Genomic DNA, 17151 nt, shown 5'->3' with positions numbered 1-17151 from the left:
ATTAGATGAATCTTATTATTATTTTAACTTACTTAATTACTATAGTATTTGTAGTTTGGTATCTGATATATTTTCTAAAATTACAAAAAGAGAAAGTGGGCGTGGTATATGTCAGAAAAAAAACGATGATTCAAACCATCGGTTTTTTTATTTGCTTTCATACTCATTGAAAAACACCTCATTAGGACAAACAGTTATTACATAGCATTACCCAAGGGGTGATGCATTTTATGAAGGTGATAATCATCGAGGGACCGCAAGCTGACAAATGCATTAACGATTGCTATCATTATTTAATAAAACTTTATAGGAAGGAGATCCAGGGTGATAGCAATATATGTAAGGGTATCGACCGAGGAACAAGCGATCAAGGGATCGAGCATCGACAGTCAGATCGAGGCCTGTATCAAGAAAGCAGGGACTAAGGATGTGTTGAAGTATGCCGATGAAGGATTTACTGGCGAGCTTTTAGAACGTCCGGCTTTGAATCGCTTGAGGGAGGATGCCAGCAAAGGACTTATAAGTCAAGTCATTTGTTACGATCCTGACCGTCTTTCTCGGAGAGCTTATCAGCGATGACAAAAAATGATTTTTATAACTCTTTCATATATTCTTTCTCTAATTCTTTTAAAAGAAACTTTAATGAAATAGAGAAAAGCCGGAATGTTAAACCCGGCCTCCCCAAATCATTTCCCCTTCGCTTTCTTCCGCTTTTCCTTCTCCGCCCGGTAAAACTCATGAAACATCTTCATCAGCGCCCGCTTTTCAATCCGTGATACATAGCTGCGCGAGATACCGAGTTCTTTGGCAATCTCACGCTGCGTTTTTTCCTTCTTCAAATCAAGCCCAAACCGCCCGACAATCACTTCTTTCTCACGGTCATCTAAAATGTCAATGTATTGTTTCACTTTTTCAAGCTCCATATTGAGTTGGATCGTATCTATCACGTCTTCGTTTTCTGATTTCAAAACGTCAATCAGGCTTATTTCATTCCCTTCCTTATCCTGCCCGATCGGATCATGAAGGGAAACGTCTTTTTTTGTTTTTTTCAATGCGCGCAAATGCATGAGGATTTCATTTTCAATACACCGCGCGGCATACGTCGCCAGCTTTGTCCCTTTTCCGGCGGAATAGCTTTCAATTCCTTTGATCAGCCCGATTGTTCCGATGGAGATTAAGTCCTCTGCATCCTCACCTGTATTTTCGAACTTTTTCACAATATGGGCGACCAAGCGAAGATTATGCTCAATCAGCATGTTTCTGGCATGTTCATCCCCTTTAGCCATGAGCTCTAAGTATTTTTTTTCCTCGCTGCTTGAGAGCGGTTGTGGAAAGGCATTGTTTTTCACGTAAGATACTAAAAAGACAAGCTCTTTAACAACAAAGCCGAGCGCTGCGAAAACACCTGTCACCATCGTCACCTCCACAAAAGTATGTAGGCAAAAGCCTATATGTAAATGTATGTGAGCGGGAGGCTGTCTGTGTCTGTACCGGGAAATTTCTCGCAGGGGAGCTTGGCTTTTGTAAGCAGCATATGAATTTCAAATTTTAAAAATAATCTTTATCAAGCGCCCATACATTGAAATGAACAAATGTATGGGGGGATGAGAATGAAAAAATGGATGGCAGGCCTGTTTCTTGCTGCAGCAGTTCTTCTTTGTTTAATGGTTCCGCAACAGATCCAAGGCGCTTCTTTGTATGACAAAGTGTTGTATTTTCCGCTGTCTCGTTATCCGGAAACGGGGGATCATATTAAAGATGCGATTGCAGATGGTCATTCTGATATTTGCACTATCGACAGGGATGGAGCGGACAAAAGGCGGCAGGAATCATTAAAAGGAATTCCGACGAAGCCGGGCTATGATCGGGATGAGTGGCCGATGGCGGTTTGTGAGGAAGGCGGCGCAGGAGCTGATGTCCGATATGTCACGCCTTCTGATAATCGCGGGGCCGGCTCGTGGGTAGGGAATCAAATGAGCGGTTATCCTGACGGCACCAGAGTGCTCTTTATTGTGCAGTAATCAAGAAGAGGCTCTTTCTTGAGCCTCTGTTGTTACGTTCCTTCGCGATGCTGAATGTTCGGAGGATAGGTTTGTGCTTTTCGCCAATACTGGCGTGTTCCTTCGTCTCGAACAACGATACCCAGCTGTGCCAGTTCGAGACGGAATTCTTCAACATCGTCTGTTTCCTCGTCTTTCAGTGCATGGTGACGAGCTTTCAATAAAGCATGGGCGCCTGGCGAGAGGTCTGGTGCATCAGGTATCCACCGGCGAAATTGATCTTTAAACGGATCACCATCTGTTGACCATTCGTAATGATGCTGTCTAAAGGCCTTCTCGACGTTTACTGGTTTTTCATCAATTTCTTCCCGTACTAATTCATATCCGGCTGTTCCTAAGAGGACAAGCCGTTTGTGATCGATAAACACAAGAGCGATGTCGTCGGAACGAATCGTCTGTACTTTCTTTCCTTTGGTTAATTCCACTGTGTCATCTGTTATCTTTACAGACAACAGCATTGCAATAACAGAGTGAGCGAACCAAATCCCCGCAGACATTCCGAGCAGGGCAGTAATAAATGCAGCTGCCTGAAAAGAGGTGACCAGCCGGAGCGGTCCTTCAAAAGGAATCCACGGGAGGGATAATGCCCATTTCGCAAATTGCGGGATAAAATACTCGATTGTAAGTCCGATGATTGCAAGTACGGCGTATAAAAAGTATGCAGTGGTTTTCGTAACTCCAATGAGAGTGTGAGATTGATCGCGCAACATGTCACCTTCTTTACTGAAAAAATCGAATTCTCTTCCCATATTTTAACTTAAATTGGTGGTAAATCAAGGATAAACTGATGGTTTTTGTTATAAAAGGAGAGTCGGTAATGGGGGAACAAAAACATAAGAAATGCACCTGATTTTGCAGTCGTGCAAGTAAAATCGATAAAGCGCTCCGGAAAAAAATCTGATGCTGAATAACGCAAATTAAAATGGAGGAAGGCGCAGTAAAATCCTGTAAGCCTTTTGTTTTTTGCGTATCACAATACATTTCAAAGGGAACATAAAGAGTAAAGGCTTTTTAGACAACCAGGAGGAACAGACATGAAAATCGGATTAATCGGCTTAGGGAAAATGGGCATAAACATAGGAAAGCAATTCATAGACCGCAATCATCAAGCGGTCGGGTATGATGTAAACCAAGCGGCTGTTGATGAACTGAAAGCATATGGGGCTGAGGGGACAACGAATCTAAAAGAGTTGATTTCTTCATTAGACACGCCGCGTATACTATGGGTTATGGTGCCGCATGGCGTTGTCGATGCTGTTTTGCGTGATGTGACACCTTTATTAAGCAAAGGCGATATTGTCATTGAAGCCGGAAACTCTCATTATAAAGAATCGATTCGCCGCTACAATCAAATGAAAGAAGCGGGTATTCATTATCTCGATGCCGGAACGTCGGGCGGAATGGAAGGTGCGCGCCATGGAGCCTGTTTTATGGTGGGAGGTGACCCCGAAGCATGGGAGATTGTAGAGCCGTTGTTTCGGGATACTGCTGTCGAAAACGGATATCTATACGCAGGTGAAGCGGGAAGCGGACATTTCTTAAAGATGATCCATAATGGCATTGAGTACGGAATAATGGCGGCGATCGGTGAAGGATTCGAAGTGCTTGAAAACAGCCAATTTGATTTTGACTACGAAAAGGTTGCGAGAGTGTGGAATCATGGCTCTGTCATTCGCTCTTGGCTCATGGGGCTGACTGAGCGAGCGTTCGCTAAAGATGCGAAGCTGGATCAGATCAAAGGCATTATGCATTCCTCAGGTGAAGGGAAATGGACGGTGGAAACCGCGCTTGATCTGCAGACGGCAACTCCGGTGATCGCTATGTCGCTGCTGATGAGATACCGTTCTTTAACAAACGATACGTTTACAGGAAAGGTTGTCGCTGCGCTTCGAAATGAATTCGGAGGCCATGCGACAGAGAAAAAGTAAGGGGCGAACAGGCCTCCTTATTTTTTTTGCACTTTCAGCAGATGAGGGAACTTTTTATAAATGATCAGCATCATGATCAGAATGTAGGCTCCGTAAATACTGAAAGACAGTAATTTATTGCTGGTAAAATGAGCGCCTGCAATAGTGACAACGATAATATTCGGGATTTTTCCTATGAAAGACGCGAAGAAAAAAACATGCCAGCGAACCTGACTCAGTCCGCATATTACGTTCATGACAAGAGAAGGAATAACCGGAATGAGTCTTCCTAGTAAAACAGCGGCAAAAGCATTTTTGTGGAAGGAAGCCTCGTAGCTTTGGATGGCAGGATAGGCCTGAACTTTTTTTCTGGCCCAATCTCTAAAGCTGTACCTGGCGAAAAAAAACAGCATCATTGTACCAAGCATTGATCCAGTTAATGTAATCCAAATCCCATTGGCCATTCCGAACACAGCGCCATTTAAAGCGGCAACCAAAGCAAACGGCACAATTGGAAAAAAGACATCAGCGGCAATCAGCAGCATACTGAATAAAACAGAAAACAGCCCTCCTGCTTTGATTGCATCAAGCCAAGCTTCTTTCTGAAAAAAACCGACTGCAATGATAGTAATCATCACGATGATACCTAGTATCTTTTTTAACATTTCTATGGTCACTCCCAACTAAGGTGATGTCAGGAGCCAAAATCTCCGTCATCTAGGATTAGTATAACTGGTGTCATTTCAGCGGTTCAACTGAAAACCGTGTATGGATTGGGAACACAATTCTTTTGTATCTTGTAAAATAGGCTGTCCAACTTTCTGTTTTCTGCATTTCTTAATAGTAGGGAGGGATAGAAATGGTCACGATAAAAAAGGATTTTATACCGGCATCGAACGATAATCGTCCTGGCTATGCGATGACACCAGCTTACATTACGGTGCATAATACAGCGAATACCGCAAAAGGCGCGGATGCGAAAATGCATGCCAATTATGTGAAAAATCCAAGCACATCTGAAAGCTGGCATTATACAGTTGACGATTCAGTCATTTATCAGCATCTCCCGATAGATGAAAACGGCTGGCATGCGGGTGACGGCACAAATGGGACAGGGAACCGCAAATCGATTGGAATTGAAATCTGCGAAAATGCTGACGGCGATTTTGAAAAAGCAACAGCAAATGCCCAGTGGCTGATCCGAAAACTAATGAAGGAAAACAATATTCCGCTGAAACATGTCGTTCCCCATAAAAAATGGTCCGGGAAAGAATGTCCGCGAAAACTCTTGGATCAGTGGAGTTCTTTTATAAACGGAATTTCTTCCTTCAATACACCTCCAAAGGAGTCATCTCCAACATATCCGCTGCCGTCAGGGGTTATCAAACTCACTTCGCCTTATCGAAAGGGCACGAACGTCCTGCAGCTGCAAAAGGCTTTAGCCGCGCTTCATTTTTATCCTGATAAGGGCGCCAAAAATAATGGAATAGACGGGGTTTATGGACCGAAAACAGCGAATGCCGTCAAGCGTTTTCAGCTCATGAACGGATTAACGGCAGACGGTATCTATGGACCAAAAACGAAGGCCAAGCTCAAATCGAAGTTAAAGTGAATGTGGGACTTAAGGGATAGCCTGTTTCCAGTGTGGATTCAGGTTATTTTCTTTCCTATTAATTGCGTGTTTTTTCGATTGAGGAGAAGGGAATTTGAAAAGAATCACCTGATATGCCGCATTAAAAGAATGATTTTCATTGAGGGGGACACGTTAACAATAGGAAAAAACAGTGATAACGAAAAAAACTCTTCGTTGAATGAAGGGAAACAGAGGTATAACATTAAGGTAAGGCTTTTGGGGGTGTAAAGATGAAGCATTTTTTTATCCTTTTTCTTCTGCTGTTTGTTACAGCAGGATGCGAAGGAAGGGGATATGAAGACGTTGTAGCATTTGGTGACAGCAATACGCGAGGCTCTAATTGGGATTATCGCGATTATCCAAAAGCACAACAGTGGGTCAATATATTAAAAACGGCTGAGCGCGGAAAGCTTGATATACTCAATGCGGGAATCGGCGGACAGACGACAGAGGATGCCCGTCTGCGGTTTCAGACAGATGTTCTGGATCAAAAACCGAAGCATTTGTTTATTATGTTCGGCACGAATGATGCCGCGATACTGACTGAGGGGAAACCGCGAGTGTCGAAGCAGCGTTTTAGAGAAAATCTGGTTTATTTTATTAAAGAAAGCAGAAAACACGGGATCAAGCCCATCCTAATGACATGTATCCCAATTATTGAAGGAAACGGGAAGCATCATCTGTTTTACTATTCGAGATATAAAGCAGCTTCTTTTGAACCGAAAGGCGGGGCGAGGAAATGGCACAACTCATACAACGATATTACAAGAGATGTGTCGAAGCGCCTGGATGTCCCTCTTGTAGACAACTGGAAGCATTTTATAGAAGCAGACGGCGGAAAAGCAACTGATGAAGCGCTTATCCAATCCGGTCTGATAGATCCTTCAGGCAATCATATGACACCTAAAGGGGCAAGGATTGTATATGAAGGAATACAAGATGGACAGGTTTTGAAGTACTGAGCCGGACAACGGCCTAAGCCGTTTTATTTCTCCTACATAGGCTGTTATAAACCTTATTTAAGGAGGCGCTTCACATGTATGGCGCAGGCAGAGCATATGGATACGCTTTTATCGTTGTTTTAGTTGTTGTTCTCCTGGTTGTGGGCGGCATATATTGGTTAGCATAGTAACCAGCTCTTTAAAACACCTCTTTTTAGGGGTGTTTTTTACTGAAAACAGTAGTAAAGCCCGTAACCGAAGTGATATAATATCAGTCATCTGAGTAAAAAAAGGAAATACGCCCGGAAAAAATAGACAAGTTCCTATTAAGAAGATACGGAAATAATATGTCCGAGCGATCTTCTTTTTATTTCGTTTTCAATTAACTCGATAAAGTCACGGTTTAAATTCATTTCGGTGGCTTTGAAATAAGATTCTATTAGTAATTCATCAGACAGTTTTCTCATGCTAGGAACCCAATTAATGGGAGAGACACCTCCTTAAAAGTTGGAATCATTCATGATTTTAACGCATACATTGATAAGTTGCGTTCATCTGTGGCTGAAGTTATCTTTAATCTACCATGAATTGCATATAAGAACAATCGTTCTGTTATCCACACCAGAAAGTGGATAACTTGTGAGTATCGTGTTTATAATTTGTCTAAAGAGTGATGTAATAAGAGTGGATAGTGTGTGTAATTTTATCCACACCTGGTGAAGAAACCCAATTTTTGTCGAAATTTTTTTGCTCAGTTTTTCTTTAGGCGCAAGTTCGATTTTTTTCGACAATCATTTTGAGAGAAAGAAAAGGGAAGGGTGCGGGTTTTGTTAAAAAAGTTTTTTTTACCTGACGAGTTTGTAAAAAATATTTTTCATATTACACCTGAGAAATTAAAGGAACGAAATGTAAAAGGAATTATTACTGACCTGGATAATACGCTTGTTGAGTGGGACAGACCGAACGCGACGCCGCGTTTGATCGAGTGGTTTGAAGAAATGAAGGAGCACGGCATTAAAGTGACAATTGTCTCTAATAATAATGAGAGAAGAGTAAAACTTTTCTCAGAACCGCTTGGAATCCCATTCATTTATAAAGCAAGAAAACCGATGGGCAAAGCCTTTAACAGAGCGGTGCGCAATATGGAGCTGAAAAAAGAGGACTGCGTTGTCATCGGAGACCAGCTGCTGACTGATGTACTCGGAGGAAACCGAAATGGCTACCATACAATTTTGGTCGTGCCTGTCGCTTCTTCTGACGGATTCATTACGCGCTTTAACCGCCAGGTCGAACGCAGAATACTGAGTGCTCTCAAACGAAAAGGGCACATTCAGTGGGAGGAGTAAGAAATGGATAAGGTTGTTTGTATCGGCTGCGGAGTTACAATCCAAACCGAGGACAAAACAGGTCTGGGATACGCGCCGCCTGCATCGCTTACGAAAGAAAATGTGATTTGCCAGCGCTGCTTCAGACTGAAAAACTATAATGAAATACAAGATGTTTCCTTAACGGATGATGATTTCTTAAACATTCTTCACGGTATTGGGGAAACGGATTCTCTTGTTGTTAAAATTGTTGATATTTTTGATTTTAACGGCAGCTGGATCAATGGGCTGCAACGCTTAGTGGGTGGAAACCCTATCTTATTGGTTGGCAATAAAGCGGATATTTTGCCTAAGTCTTTGAAAAGGGAGCGTCTGATCCAGTGGATGAAGCGTGAGGCGAAAGAGCTTGGCTTAAAACCGGTTGACGTGTTTTTGGTCAGTGCGGGACGCGGTCAGGGGATCAGAGAAGTAATTGATGCGATTGAGCATTATCGAAACGGCAAAGACGTCTATGTTGTCGGATGTACCAATGTAGGGAAGTCAACCTTTATTAACCGGGTTATTAAAGAAGTATCAGGTGAAGAAGATATTATTACGACATCCCAATTTCCTGGCACAACCCTTGATGCAATTGAAATCCCGCTGGACGACGGCTCAGCGCTTTATGATACACCGGGAATTATCAACCACCATCAAATGGCGCATTATGTCAATAAAAAGGACCTGAAAATACTATCTCCTAAAAAGGAGCTGAAACCTCGCACATTCCAGCTTAATGATCAGCAAACACTGTATTTCGGCGGACTTGCAAGGTTTGATTATGTGTCAGGGGAAAGGTCTCCTTTTATTTGCTATATGCCGAATGAGCTGATGATTCATAGAACAAAACTGGAAAATGCAGATGCACTTTATGAAAAGCATGCAGGGGAATTGCTCACACCTCCGGGAAAAGATGAAATGGATGAGTTTCCGGAATTGGTCGCCCATACGTTTACGATAAAAGACACAAAGACAGATATCGTTTTCTCAGGGTTAGGCTGGGTAACAGTGCATGACGCCGATAAAAAAGTAACTGCTTACGCGCCAAAAGGCGTTCACGTATTTGTTCGGCGCTCATTAATTTAATGAAAAGGGGAGAGGAGTATGAAAAAGCTGTACGGGGTTATCGGAAATCCGATTGGCCATTCCATGTCACCTGATATTCATAACGCATCATTGAAAGATCTCAGTCTAGACGGACATTACCATGCCTTCAAAGTAGAAGAGGATGATCTGGAAGATGCGGTAAAAGGAATAAGAGCACTCGGCGTACATGGAATCAATGTCACTGTTCCGCATAAGGTTTCCATTATGGATTATCTGGATCTTATTGATGATAGTGCAAAAGTGATCGGTGCCGTAAACACGGTCAGAAGAGAGGGAGACAAGCTTGTTGGATACAATACCGACGGGGAAGGCTTTGTGAAGTCATTAATGAAGGTATTGGACAAGCCCATCTCTGAACTGTCATTCTTAATGATCGGCGCGGGCGGGGCGGCAAGAGCCATCTTTACAACAATTGCCCGCAATGTCCCGAAAAAGTTTGACATTTGCAACCGGACGTTGGAAAAAGCAAAGCAGCTTACAGAATCCACTCCCTCGTTTCACAATAAAGAAGTGTTAAGCATAAAAGAAGCAGAAGAACGGCTTGAGCAGTATGATGTAATTATCCATACAACGTCTGTGGGCATGTATCCGAACGTGGACGATGTGCCGATTTCATTACAGCGTGCTGCAAGCAGTGCCGTCGTATGTGATATCGTGTATAATCCAATTCAGACGGCTCTTTTAAAAGAAGCACACCAAAAAGGCCTGAAAACACTCGATGGAGTGGGCATGTTTGTTGAACAGGCAGCATTGTCTTTCCAGCTGTGGACTGGACAAGAGCCTGATATTGAAAAAATGAGATCAATTGTCATAGGAAAATTAGGAGGAACAGAATGTTAACAGGTAAACAAAAACGTTTTTTGCGTTCAAAAGCGCATCATTTAACGCCGATTTTTCAAGTAGGTAAAGGCGGAGTAAACGACAACATGATTAAGCAAATTGCTGAGGCGCTTGAAGCGAGAGAGCTGATTAAAGTCAGTGTTCTTCAGAATTGCGAAGAGGATAAAAACGATGTAGCGGAAGCCCTGGTAAAAGGAAGCCGCTCTCAATTGGTGCAGACAATCGGCAATACGATTGTGTTATATAAAGAATCAAAGGAAAATAAACAAATCGAGCTTCCTTAAAGGTGGTTGAAATGAAGAAAATCGGAATTTTCGGAGGCACGTTTGATCCTCCGCATAACGGTCACCTCTTAATGGCCAATGAGGTGCTGTATCAAGCGGGGCTTGATGAAATTTGGTTTATGCCTAATCAAATTCCGCCGCATAAACAGGACGAAGACTATACGGACAGCTTTCATCGCGTGGAAATGCTGAAGCTTGCGATTCAGTCTAATCCGTCCTTTAAGCTGGAGCTGGCTGAAATGGAAAGAGAAGGGCCTTCATATACCTTTGATACCGTTACTTTACTGAAGCAGCGTTATCCGAATGATCAGCTGTTCTTTATTATCGGTGCTGATATGATTGAATATTTGCCGAAATGGTATAAGCTGGACGAGCTGCTGAACCTCATTCAATTTATTGGAGTAAAGCGCCCCGGTTTTCATATTGAAACCCCTTATCCGCTTCTCTTTGCAGACGTTCCGGAATTTGAGGTATCATCAACTATGATAAGGGAACGGTTTAAAAGCAAGAAGCCCACTGACTACTTAATCCCTGATAAAGTGAAGAAGTATGTAGAGGAGAATGGTTTATATGAATCGTGAGGAGGCACTTGCATGCGTTAAGCAGCAATTGACCGAACACCGATATATCCACACGATTGGCGTGATGAACACGGCGATCGAACTTTCGGAGCGTTTTGGAGCCGATCCTAAAAAAGCGGAAACAGCGGCTATTTTTCATGATTACGCCAAATTCCGTCCGAAAGAAGAGCTGAAACAAATTATTGCGCGTGAAAAAATGCCTTCGCATTTATTGGATTATAATCCGGAGCTGTGGCACGCTCCGGTCGGCGCTTATTTGGTCCAAAGAGAAGCGGGGGTTCAAGATGAAGACATTCTTGACGCCATCAGGTATCATACCTCTGGGCGGCCTGGCATGACACTTTTAGAAAAAGTCATTTACGTTGCCGATTACATTGAGCCCAATCGGGCATTTCCTGGGGTCGATGAGGTGCGTAAGCTTGCTGAGACAGATTTGAATCAAGCGCTGATTCAATCCATCAAAAATACCATGATGTTTCTTATGAAAAAAAATCAACCGGTTTTTCCAGATACATTTTCAACATATAACTGGCTTGTGTCTGGCAACTGAACAGGAGGAATTTGTGAATGAATCAAAAGTCCATTTTAAAGATCGCAGCTGCGGCTTGCGATGATAAACGGGCAGAGGATATTTTAGCACTGGATATGGAAGGCATTTCTCTGGTTGCTGATTATTTTCTGATCTGCCACGGGAATTCAGATAAACAGGTGCAGGCGATCGCCCGTGAAATCAAGGATCAGGCTGAAGAAAACGGCATTCAAGTCAAAAAGATGGAAGGCTTCGATGAAGCAAGATGGGTGCTCGTTGACCTTGGCGATGTGATTGTCCATGTCTTCCACAAGGACGAAAGAAGCTACTACAACCTTGAAAAGCTGTGGGGAGACGCTCCGCTCGCAGATCTTGAGCTTGGAATGAACCAATGATTTACCAAGGCTTTGCAAGCGTGTATGACGAGTTAATGTCACACGCACCTTACGATCAATGGACAAAGTGGGTTGAAGCATCTCTCCCGGAAAAAGGACGTATCCTCGATTTGGCATGCGGCACGGGAGAAATCTCAATCCGGCTTGCCGAAAAAGGCTTCGAGGTCACGGGGATCGACCTCAGTGAAGAAATGCTTTCCTATGCCCAGCAAAAGGTCTCTAGTAACCAGCCTATTCTTTTTCTGCAGCAGGATATGAGAGAGATTACCGGCTTTGACGGCCAGTTTGACGCTGTTGCGATATGCTGTGACTCGTTAAATTATTTAAAAACGAAAAATGATGTAATCGAAACCTTTAAAAGTGTATTTCGGGTGTTGAAGCCCGAAGGCATTTTGCTGTTTGATGTTCATTCATCTTATAAAATGGCCGAAGTCTTTCCGGATAGCACATTTGCTGACCAGGACGAAGATATCAGCTATATTTGGCAGAGCTTTGCCGGAAGTGAAGAGCTGTCTGTCATTCATGACATGTCGTTTTTTGTGTGGAACGGAGAAGCGTATGACCGCTTTGATGAGACGCACGAGCAAAGAACATTCCCAGTGGATGAATACGAAGAAATGCTGAAGAGCTGCGGCTTTCAGCTTCATCGCGTGACAGCTGATTTTACGGATTCAGAGCCATCAGCACAATCAGAACGCCTATTTTTCAAGGCGCAGAAATCAAAAACCATCGTTTCCTGAGACGATGGTTTTTTAAAATGCTTTTTTATGCTTTTGCAGTACAGACAAACGTATGACATACTCGTCTACACATGAAACTGCTTCTTCACTGCGGATATATCCTCCTCGTACTTCAAATGAGTATTTTGAAATACCCGGTGAAACATATCCTGCACACCGCTTTCCAGCGCTTTAATGCCTTCTCCGGTCACTCCGCCTTTAACGCAAACCTTTTCCTGTAATGCAGGCAGGGTATACAATTCGGTTTCTAACAGTTTCCCCATTCCGACAAGCATTTCCTTACACATCAGAATGGCGTCCTGTTTGGACACTGACGTTTCAGAAACGGCTGCATCTATAAACCGCTGAATCAGATAGCTCATAAAAGCGGGACCACAGCTTACGATATCTGATGCCACCCTCGTGATGTCACTTTCAATTTGCAGCGGATGAGAGATATGCTTCATCAGCTCATTGATTTTCGCTTTTGCAGATTCTCCGCAGCTTGTGCCGAAAGTGACGAGAGAAACGCCTGCCAGCGCCCTGTTCGTAATACTTGGGATCACTCGCGCTACTTGACATGGCACATACTGTTCGAGCTGTTCGGTTTGAACTGGGCTTGTAATTGAAATGAGAATATGATCCTTTCTCAAATAAGGTAACGCTCTTGCAAGTAAAGGGTATATATCAAGCGGCTTAACACAAATAAAAATCATCTCGTTCTCAGATACAAGCTTTTCCAGACTTTCTGTTACGTTTATGCTGTTGTAGCGGTTTTTTATGTGCAACGCTTTTTCAATTGTGCGGTTTGTGATTGTCATGTTTGAGGGATCGGCTGCTTTTGATTCAATAAATGATTCTATAAGGATCGTACCCATATTTCCTGTGCCGATAAAGCCTATCTTCAATGGTTTCCCCTCCTTTTAGCTATTATCCTCTAAACCATATGTGTTACCAAAATAAAATATGACGAAAGTGGGGAACATGCACGATGAATTGGTTGAACCAGCATAAGAAAGCAATTATTTTAGCGGCTTCTGCGGCTGTTTTCATAGCGGTTATTTTCTTCCTGGCCAGTGGGAAAAACAAAGAGCCGATGAAGCAGACTGTATCAACTGAGACAGAAAATACGGAGGTAAAGCAGGAAGCATTCAAAGACGAGTCAAACGAAACGATTGTGATTGACATCAAAGGTGCTGTTAAGCATCCTGGTGTTTATGAAATGCGAACAGGGGACAGATTATCTCAGGCGATTGAGAAAGCCGGCGGGACCAGTGAACAAGCAGACGAAATGCAAGTGAATTTGGCGGAGCTGCTGCAGGACGGGACAGTGGTGTACATCCCGAAAAAGGGTGAGGAGACAGCGGTGCATCAAGGAGTCGGAGGCGCCATCCAAAGCGATGGAGGGAAGGGGGCGCTGGTAAACATCAATACAGCAACATTAGAGGAATTACAAGGCATCTCAGGGGTGGGGCCATCCAAAGCTGAAGCTATTATTGCATACCGGGAAGAAAATGGGCGTTACCAGAAAATTGAAGATATCACGAAGGTTTCAGGAATCGGTGAAAAGTCGTTTGAGAAAATAAAGTCTTCCATTACAGTAAAGTGATTTGACGGTCATGCATATTGATAGGTAAACTAAAGGTCAGGCAACACAACATTTGGAGGGAACAACGTGGAAAGAATTTCATGGAATCAATACTTTATGGCTCAAAGCCATTTACTGGCGCTGCGCAGCACCTGCCCGAGATTGTCTGTCGGCGCTACTATAGTCAGAGATAAACGTATGATTGCTGGAGGCTATAACGGGTCAATCGCGGGCGGTGTGCATTGTGCAGACGAAGGATGCCTCATGATAGATGATCATTGCGCAAGAACGATTCATGCGGAAATGAATGCAATTCTTCAATGCTCTAAGTTCGGAGTGCCGACTGATGGAGCGGAGATTTATGTAACGCATTATCCATGCATTCAATGCTGCAAATCTATCATTCAAGCTGGTATCAAAACGGTTTATTATGCTGAGGATTACAAAACAAATCCTTATGCACAGGAATTATTTGAACAGGCGGGTGTAACTGTTGAACAGGTTGAACTCGATGAAATGATCGTTGATCTGAAAAACAGAGAAAAGCTTTCATTTGTAGCGGGTCTTTTAGAGAAACTAGCGGATGCCGGTCTAGCAGAGGAAGATTTGAAAAAGATACATGAACAGGCTAATAGACTTTTCACGAGCTACGTGTGATTAATGCGTAATTCGCGTTTGGTATTGCCTTTGGCGGCAGCTTCGGCAACGGCTGGAATTACTGCCGCCGCTTATTTCTCCGTTGTTTTTCTCTTCCTCCTCTTTCTTCTCATCGTTTTAATCAAAACGAGACACGCTTTTCTCATTTTTGTTTGTTTCTTCTCTTTTATATTGTTTTTTGCACTGTATGCAGTGACAGATTCCCAGAATGTCTCTTTATATCAGCGGGGCACCTATCAATTCAAGGCAGTGATTGACAGTATTCCTAAAATTGATGGTGACCGTATGTCTATGGTCGTTAAGACGCCTGATGGTGAAAAATGGGCCGCATCGTATCGTATTCAGTCTGCTGATGAAAAAGATCGGCTTTCATACATAGAACCAGGAATGGCATGTGAATTAACTGGTTCATTGGAAGAACCGAAACATTCAACAGTGCCGGGTACATTTGATTATAACGAATATCTTTACCGACAGCATATTCACTGGAACTATTCTGTCACATCGATCCAAAATTGCAGCGAACCTGCAAACTTTAGGTATAGGCTGCTCAGTTTGAGAAAATACATTATATCATTCACAAACGACCTGTTGCCTCCTAATTCGGCAGGAATCGTACAAGCACTTACAGTCGGTGACAGATTTTATGTGGAGGACGAAGTGCTTAACGCGTATCAAAAGCTTGGTGTCGTCCATCTCTTGGCGATTTCAGGACTCCACATCGGCATTTTGACAGCCGGCTTGTTTTATATCATGATCCGTATTGGGATAACAAGAGAAAAGGCGGCAATCATGTTGCTGTTATTTCTGCCGCTCTATGTGATGTTGACGGGCGCTGCTCCTTCAGTGCTTCGCGCCGCTCTGATGTCGGGCATTTACTTGGCTGGAAGTCTCGTGAAATGGCGTGTACATTCAGCCGGTGCAATCTGCCTTTCATATATCGTCCTCTTGCTCTTCAATCCTTACCATCTCTTCGAAGCCGGTTTTCAGCTGTCGTTCGCCGTCAGTTTTTCTTTAATACTATCCTCTTCTATTTTTCAGCAAGTCAAAACCTTCTTAGGTCAGCTGGCAATGGTATCGATGATCGCTCAGCTGGGCTCACTTCCTGTTCTCCTGTATCATTTCCAGCAGTTTTCCATGATCAGCATACCGATGAACATGGTGCTGGTTCCTTTTTATACCTTCTGTGTTTTGCCGGGGGCTGTAGCAGGTGTTTTTCTATTAAGCCTTTCCGCTTCGGCCGGTCGATTGTTTTTCAGCTGGTTTGATTTCTTGATGAGCTGGACCAACAAGCTCATCACAAAAATTGCAGAGATTGATGTATTCACGATCATCATTGCACGTCCCGCACCTGCTCTGCTCTTTTTGTTCACGGTCACGATCATCCTATTGCTTATGGCGATTGAAAAACGCTCCTTTTCGCAGCTGATGGTAACTGGCGGCATGTGCTGCGCTGTGCTCAGTCTTCTCTTTATTTATCCTCGTCTTAGTTCTGAAGGAGAGGTCGATATGATTGATATTGGACAGGGTGACAGCATGTATGTAGGTGCTCCGCATCAGCGGGGCCATGTCTTAATTGATACTGGCGGCACTTTGTCTTACTTGTCAGAGCCTTGGCGGCAAAAACAGCACCCGTTTTCACTGGGAGAAAAGGTGCTGATTCCGTTTTTAACTGCTAAGGGAATTAACCAGCTTGATGCTTTAATTCTGACGCATGCTGACCAAGATCATATTGGAGAGGCGGAGACTCTGCTGAAGCATCATAAAGTGAAACGCCTCGTGATTCCGAAAGGGTTCGTGTCGGAACCTAAAGACGAAAAAGTGCTGCAGGCTGCCAGAGAGGAGGGAGTCCCAATTGAAGAGGTGAAGCGAGGCGATGTATTGCAAATAAAGGATTTGCAGTTCCATGTACTGTCACCGGAAACACCTGATCCGGCAAGCAAAAATAATTCTTCTCTTGTTCTGTGGATGAAAACGGGCGGTATGAGCTGGATCTTGACGGGGGATCTGGAGAAAGAAGGGGAACAGGAGGTAATGAACGTGTTTCCGAATATAAAAGCGGACGTATTAAAGGTGGGGCACCATGGAAGCAAAGGCTCTACCGGTGAAGAATTCATCAAACAGCTTCAGCCGAAAACGGCCATTATCTCGGCGGGGGCAAACAATCGGTACCATCATCCCCATCAAGAAGTTCTGCAAATATTACAGAGACATTCCATCCGCGTGCTCCGCACCGATCAAAACGGAACAATCCAATATAGATATAAAAACAGAGTTGGAACCTTTTCTGTCTATCCTCCATATGATACATCAGATATAACAGAGACGAACTAAAAAAAGACTGCTGAGAAATCAGCAGCCCGGGCAGTCGCTGTTATGAACCAACCAGGTGAATAACCGTTGCCATAACAAACAAGAAGGCGAAAAATCCGAAGGACACAACAAAACCAACAGCTGAATCTACAGCATCATTTCGTTTGCTTTGAACGTTTTTTTCAAAATCATTCAACTTTATCCCTCCTGACTGATTTAAGTATAATGGAATC

Annotated in this window: 22 protein-coding genes and 3 pseudogenes; 18 read left to right on the top strand and 7 right to left on the bottom strand. The window is 43.4% G+C overall.

Annotation, left to right across the window (positions count from 1 at the left end):
• The 3 genes and pseudogenes from RAC86_RS22135 to RAC86_RS22125 form a co-directional block, all read left to right on the top strand.
• A partial coding sequence (locus RAC86_RS22135) for a hypothetical protein (RefSeq protein WP_377886025.1) occupies positions 1-205 on the top strand: 205 nt, incomplete at its 5' end.
• A 25-nt stretch (positions 206-230) separates the two neighbouring features.
• Positions 231-436: pseudogene (locus RAC86_RS22130) on the top strand (hypothetical protein).
• A pseudogene (locus tag RAC86_RS22125) lies at positions 367-564 on the top strand (recombinase family protein); the annotation flags it as partial. The pseudogenes RAC86_RS22130 and RAC86_RS22125, both read left to right, overlap by 70 nt.
• On the opposite strand, the pseudogene RAC86_RS22120 reads toward RAC86_RS22125, so the two are convergent.
• A pseudogene (locus RAC86_RS22120) lies at positions 530-611 on the bottom strand (hypothetical protein); the annotation flags it as partial. The pseudogenes RAC86_RS22125 and RAC86_RS22120 overlap by 35 nt on opposite strands.
• A 75-nt stretch (positions 612-686) precedes the next feature.
• A complete protein-coding gene (gene sigK, locus RAC86_RS22115; RefSeq protein ID WP_013308023.1) occupies positions 687-1415 on the bottom strand; it encodes an RNA polymerase sporulation sigma factor SigK in 729 nt (242 codons plus the stop codon).
• 195 nt (positions 1416-1610) lie between these two features.
• Here sigK and nucB point away from each other — a divergent pair, with 195 nt between their 5' ends.
• Complete coding sequence (gene nucB, locus RAC86_RS22110; protein ID WP_014114486.1) at positions 1611-2021, top strand: sporulation-specific Dnase NucB; 411 nt, start codon at positions 1611-1613, stop codon at positions 2019-2021.
• Between the two features lie 32 nt (positions 2022-2053).
• On the opposite strand, the gene RAC86_RS22105 is transcribed toward nucB, so the two are convergent.
• Positions 2054-2770 carry a YqeB family protein gene (locus RAC86_RS22105; RefSeq protein WP_072566578.1) on the bottom strand — a complete coding sequence of 239 codons (717 nt, stop codon included), beginning with the start codon at positions 2768-2770 and terminating at the stop codon, positions 2054-2056.
• Between the two features lie 324 nt (positions 2771-3094).
• Between RAC86_RS22105 and gnd the strand changes: the two genes are divergently transcribed.
• Positions 3095-3988 carry a phosphogluconate dehydrogenase (NAD(+)-dependent, decarboxylating) gene (gene gnd, locus RAC86_RS22100; RefSeq protein WP_072566577.1) on the top strand — a complete coding sequence of 298 codons (894 nt, stop codon included), beginning with the start codon at positions 3095-3097 and terminating at the stop codon, positions 3986-3988.
• A gap of 17 nt (positions 3989-4005) precedes the next feature.
• On the opposite strand, the gene RAC86_RS22095 is transcribed toward gnd, so the two are convergent.
• Entirely contained in the window at positions 4006-4632 is a 627-nt protein-coding gene (locus RAC86_RS22095) for a TVP38/TMEM64 family protein (protein WP_014114483.1), read from the bottom strand.
• Between the two features lie 194 nt (positions 4633-4826).
• Between RAC86_RS22095 and RAC86_RS22090 the strand changes: the two genes are divergently transcribed.
• Both RAC86_RS22090 and RAC86_RS22085 read left to right on the top strand, forming a co-directional pair.
• The gene (locus RAC86_RS22090; protein ID WP_014114482.1) at positions 4827-5579 is read left to right on the top strand and encodes a peptidoglycan recognition protein family protein; all 753 of its coding nucleotides are present in this window, start codon (positions 4827-4829) and stop codon (positions 5577-5579) included.
• A 251-nt stretch (positions 5580-5830) separates the two neighbouring features.
• Positions 5831-6562 carry an SGNH/GDSL hydrolase family protein gene (locus RAC86_RS22085; RefSeq protein WP_014114481.1) on the top strand — a complete coding sequence of 244 codons (732 nt, stop codon included), beginning with the start codon at positions 5831-5833 and terminating at the stop codon, positions 6560-6562.
• Between the two features lie 305 nt (positions 6563-6867).
• Here the strand turns inward: RAC86_RS22085 and sda are convergent, their stop codons facing one another.
• Positions 6868-7008, bottom strand: a complete 141-nt coding sequence (gene sda, locus RAC86_RS22080; RefSeq protein ID WP_003226124.1) for a sporulation histidine kinase inhibitor Sda — start codon at positions 7006-7008, stop codon at positions 6868-6870.
• 360 nt (positions 7009-7368) lie between these two features.
• Between sda and RAC86_RS22075 the strand changes: the two genes are divergently transcribed.
• The 8 genes from RAC86_RS22075 to RAC86_RS22040 are packed head-to-tail and all read left to right on the top strand — an operon-like array spanning position 7369 to position 12381.
• Complete coding sequence (locus RAC86_RS22075) at positions 7369-7887, top strand: YqeG family HAD IIIA-type phosphatase (protein ID WP_003226126.1); 519 nt, start codon at positions 7369-7371, stop codon at positions 7885-7887.
• A 3-nt stretch (positions 7888-7890) separates the two neighbouring features.
• Entirely contained in the window at positions 7891-8991 is a 1101-nt protein-coding gene (gene yqeH / locus RAC86_RS22070; protein WP_014114480.1) for a ribosome biogenesis GTPase YqeH, read from the top strand.
• 18 nt (positions 8992-9009) lie between these two features.
• Positions 9010-9852, top strand: coding sequence for a shikimate dehydrogenase (aroE, locus tag RAC86_RS22065; protein WP_072566575.1), 843 nt, complete (start codon positions 9010-9012; stop codon positions 9850-9852).
• Entirely contained in the window at positions 9846-10136 is a 291-nt protein-coding gene (yhbY, locus tag RAC86_RS22060; RefSeq protein WP_003226133.1) for a ribosome assembly RNA-binding protein YhbY, read from the top strand. Before aroE ends, yhbY begins: the two co-directional genes overlap by 7 nt.
• Positions 10137-10147: 11 nt before the next feature.
• Positions 10148-10717: a nicotinate-nucleotide adenylyltransferase gene (locus tag RAC86_RS22055; protein ID WP_014114477.1), complete on the top strand. Its 570-nt coding sequence runs from the start codon at positions 10148-10150 to the stop codon at positions 10715-10717.
• A complete protein-coding gene (yqeK, locus tag RAC86_RS22050) occupies positions 10707-11267 on the top strand; it encodes a bis(5'-nucleosyl)-tetraphosphatase (symmetrical) YqeK (RefSeq protein WP_072566574.1) in 561 nt (186 codons plus the stop codon). The genes RAC86_RS22055 and yqeK overlap by 11 nt, the downstream gene beginning before the upstream one ends.
• Positions 11268-11284: 17 nt before the next feature.
• Complete coding sequence (rsfS, locus tag RAC86_RS22045) at positions 11285-11641, top strand: ribosome silencing factor (RefSeq protein ID WP_003237112.1); 357 nt, start codon at positions 11285-11287, stop codon at positions 11639-11641.
• A complete protein-coding gene (locus RAC86_RS22040; protein WP_072183540.1) occupies positions 11638-12381 on the top strand; it encodes a class I SAM-dependent DNA methyltransferase in 744 nt (247 codons plus the stop codon). The genes rsfS and RAC86_RS22040 overlap by 4 nt, the downstream gene beginning before the upstream one ends.
• Before the next feature lie 65 nt (positions 12382-12446).
• Here the strand turns inward: RAC86_RS22040 and comER are convergent, their stop codons facing one another.
• Complete coding sequence (gene comER / locus RAC86_RS22035) at positions 12447-13268, bottom strand: late competence protein ComER (RefSeq protein ID WP_014114474.1); 822 nt, start codon at positions 13266-13268, stop codon at positions 12447-12449.
• An 83-nt stretch (positions 13269-13351) separates the two neighbouring features.
• Here comER and RAC86_RS22030 point away from each other — a divergent pair, with 83 nt between their 5' ends.
• The 3 genes from RAC86_RS22030 (at position 13352) to RAC86_RS22020 (ending at position 16939) form a co-directional block, all read left to right on the top strand.
• Positions 13352-13969: a helix-hairpin-helix domain-containing protein gene (locus RAC86_RS22030; RefSeq protein WP_072566573.1), complete on the top strand. Its 618-nt coding sequence runs from the start codon at positions 13352-13354 to the stop codon at positions 13967-13969.
• Between the two features lie 66 nt (positions 13970-14035).
• Complete coding sequence (locus tag RAC86_RS22025) at positions 14036-14605, top strand: ComE operon protein 2 (RefSeq protein ID WP_014114472.1); 570 nt, start codon at positions 14036-14038, stop codon at positions 14603-14605.
• A gap of 3 nt (positions 14606-14608) precedes the next feature.
• The gene (locus RAC86_RS22020; RefSeq protein ID WP_072566572.1) at positions 14609-16939 is read left to right on the top strand and encodes a DNA internalization-related competence protein ComEC/Rec2; all 2331 of its coding nucleotides are present in this window, start codon (positions 14609-14611) and stop codon (positions 16937-16939) included.
• 40 nt (positions 16940-16979) lie between these two features.
• Here the strand turns inward: RAC86_RS22020 and RAC86_RS22015 are convergent, their stop codons facing one another.
• Positions 16980-17114: a YqzM family protein gene (locus RAC86_RS22015; protein WP_003229983.1), complete on the bottom strand. Its 135-nt coding sequence runs from the start codon at positions 17112-17114 to the stop codon at positions 16980-16982.
• Positions 17115-17151: the final 37 nt, after the last annotated feature.

It is taken from the genome of Bacillus sp. LR_5, from assembly GCF_042709275.1.
This window is presented reverse-complemented; position numbering and strand designations above follow the sequence as displayed.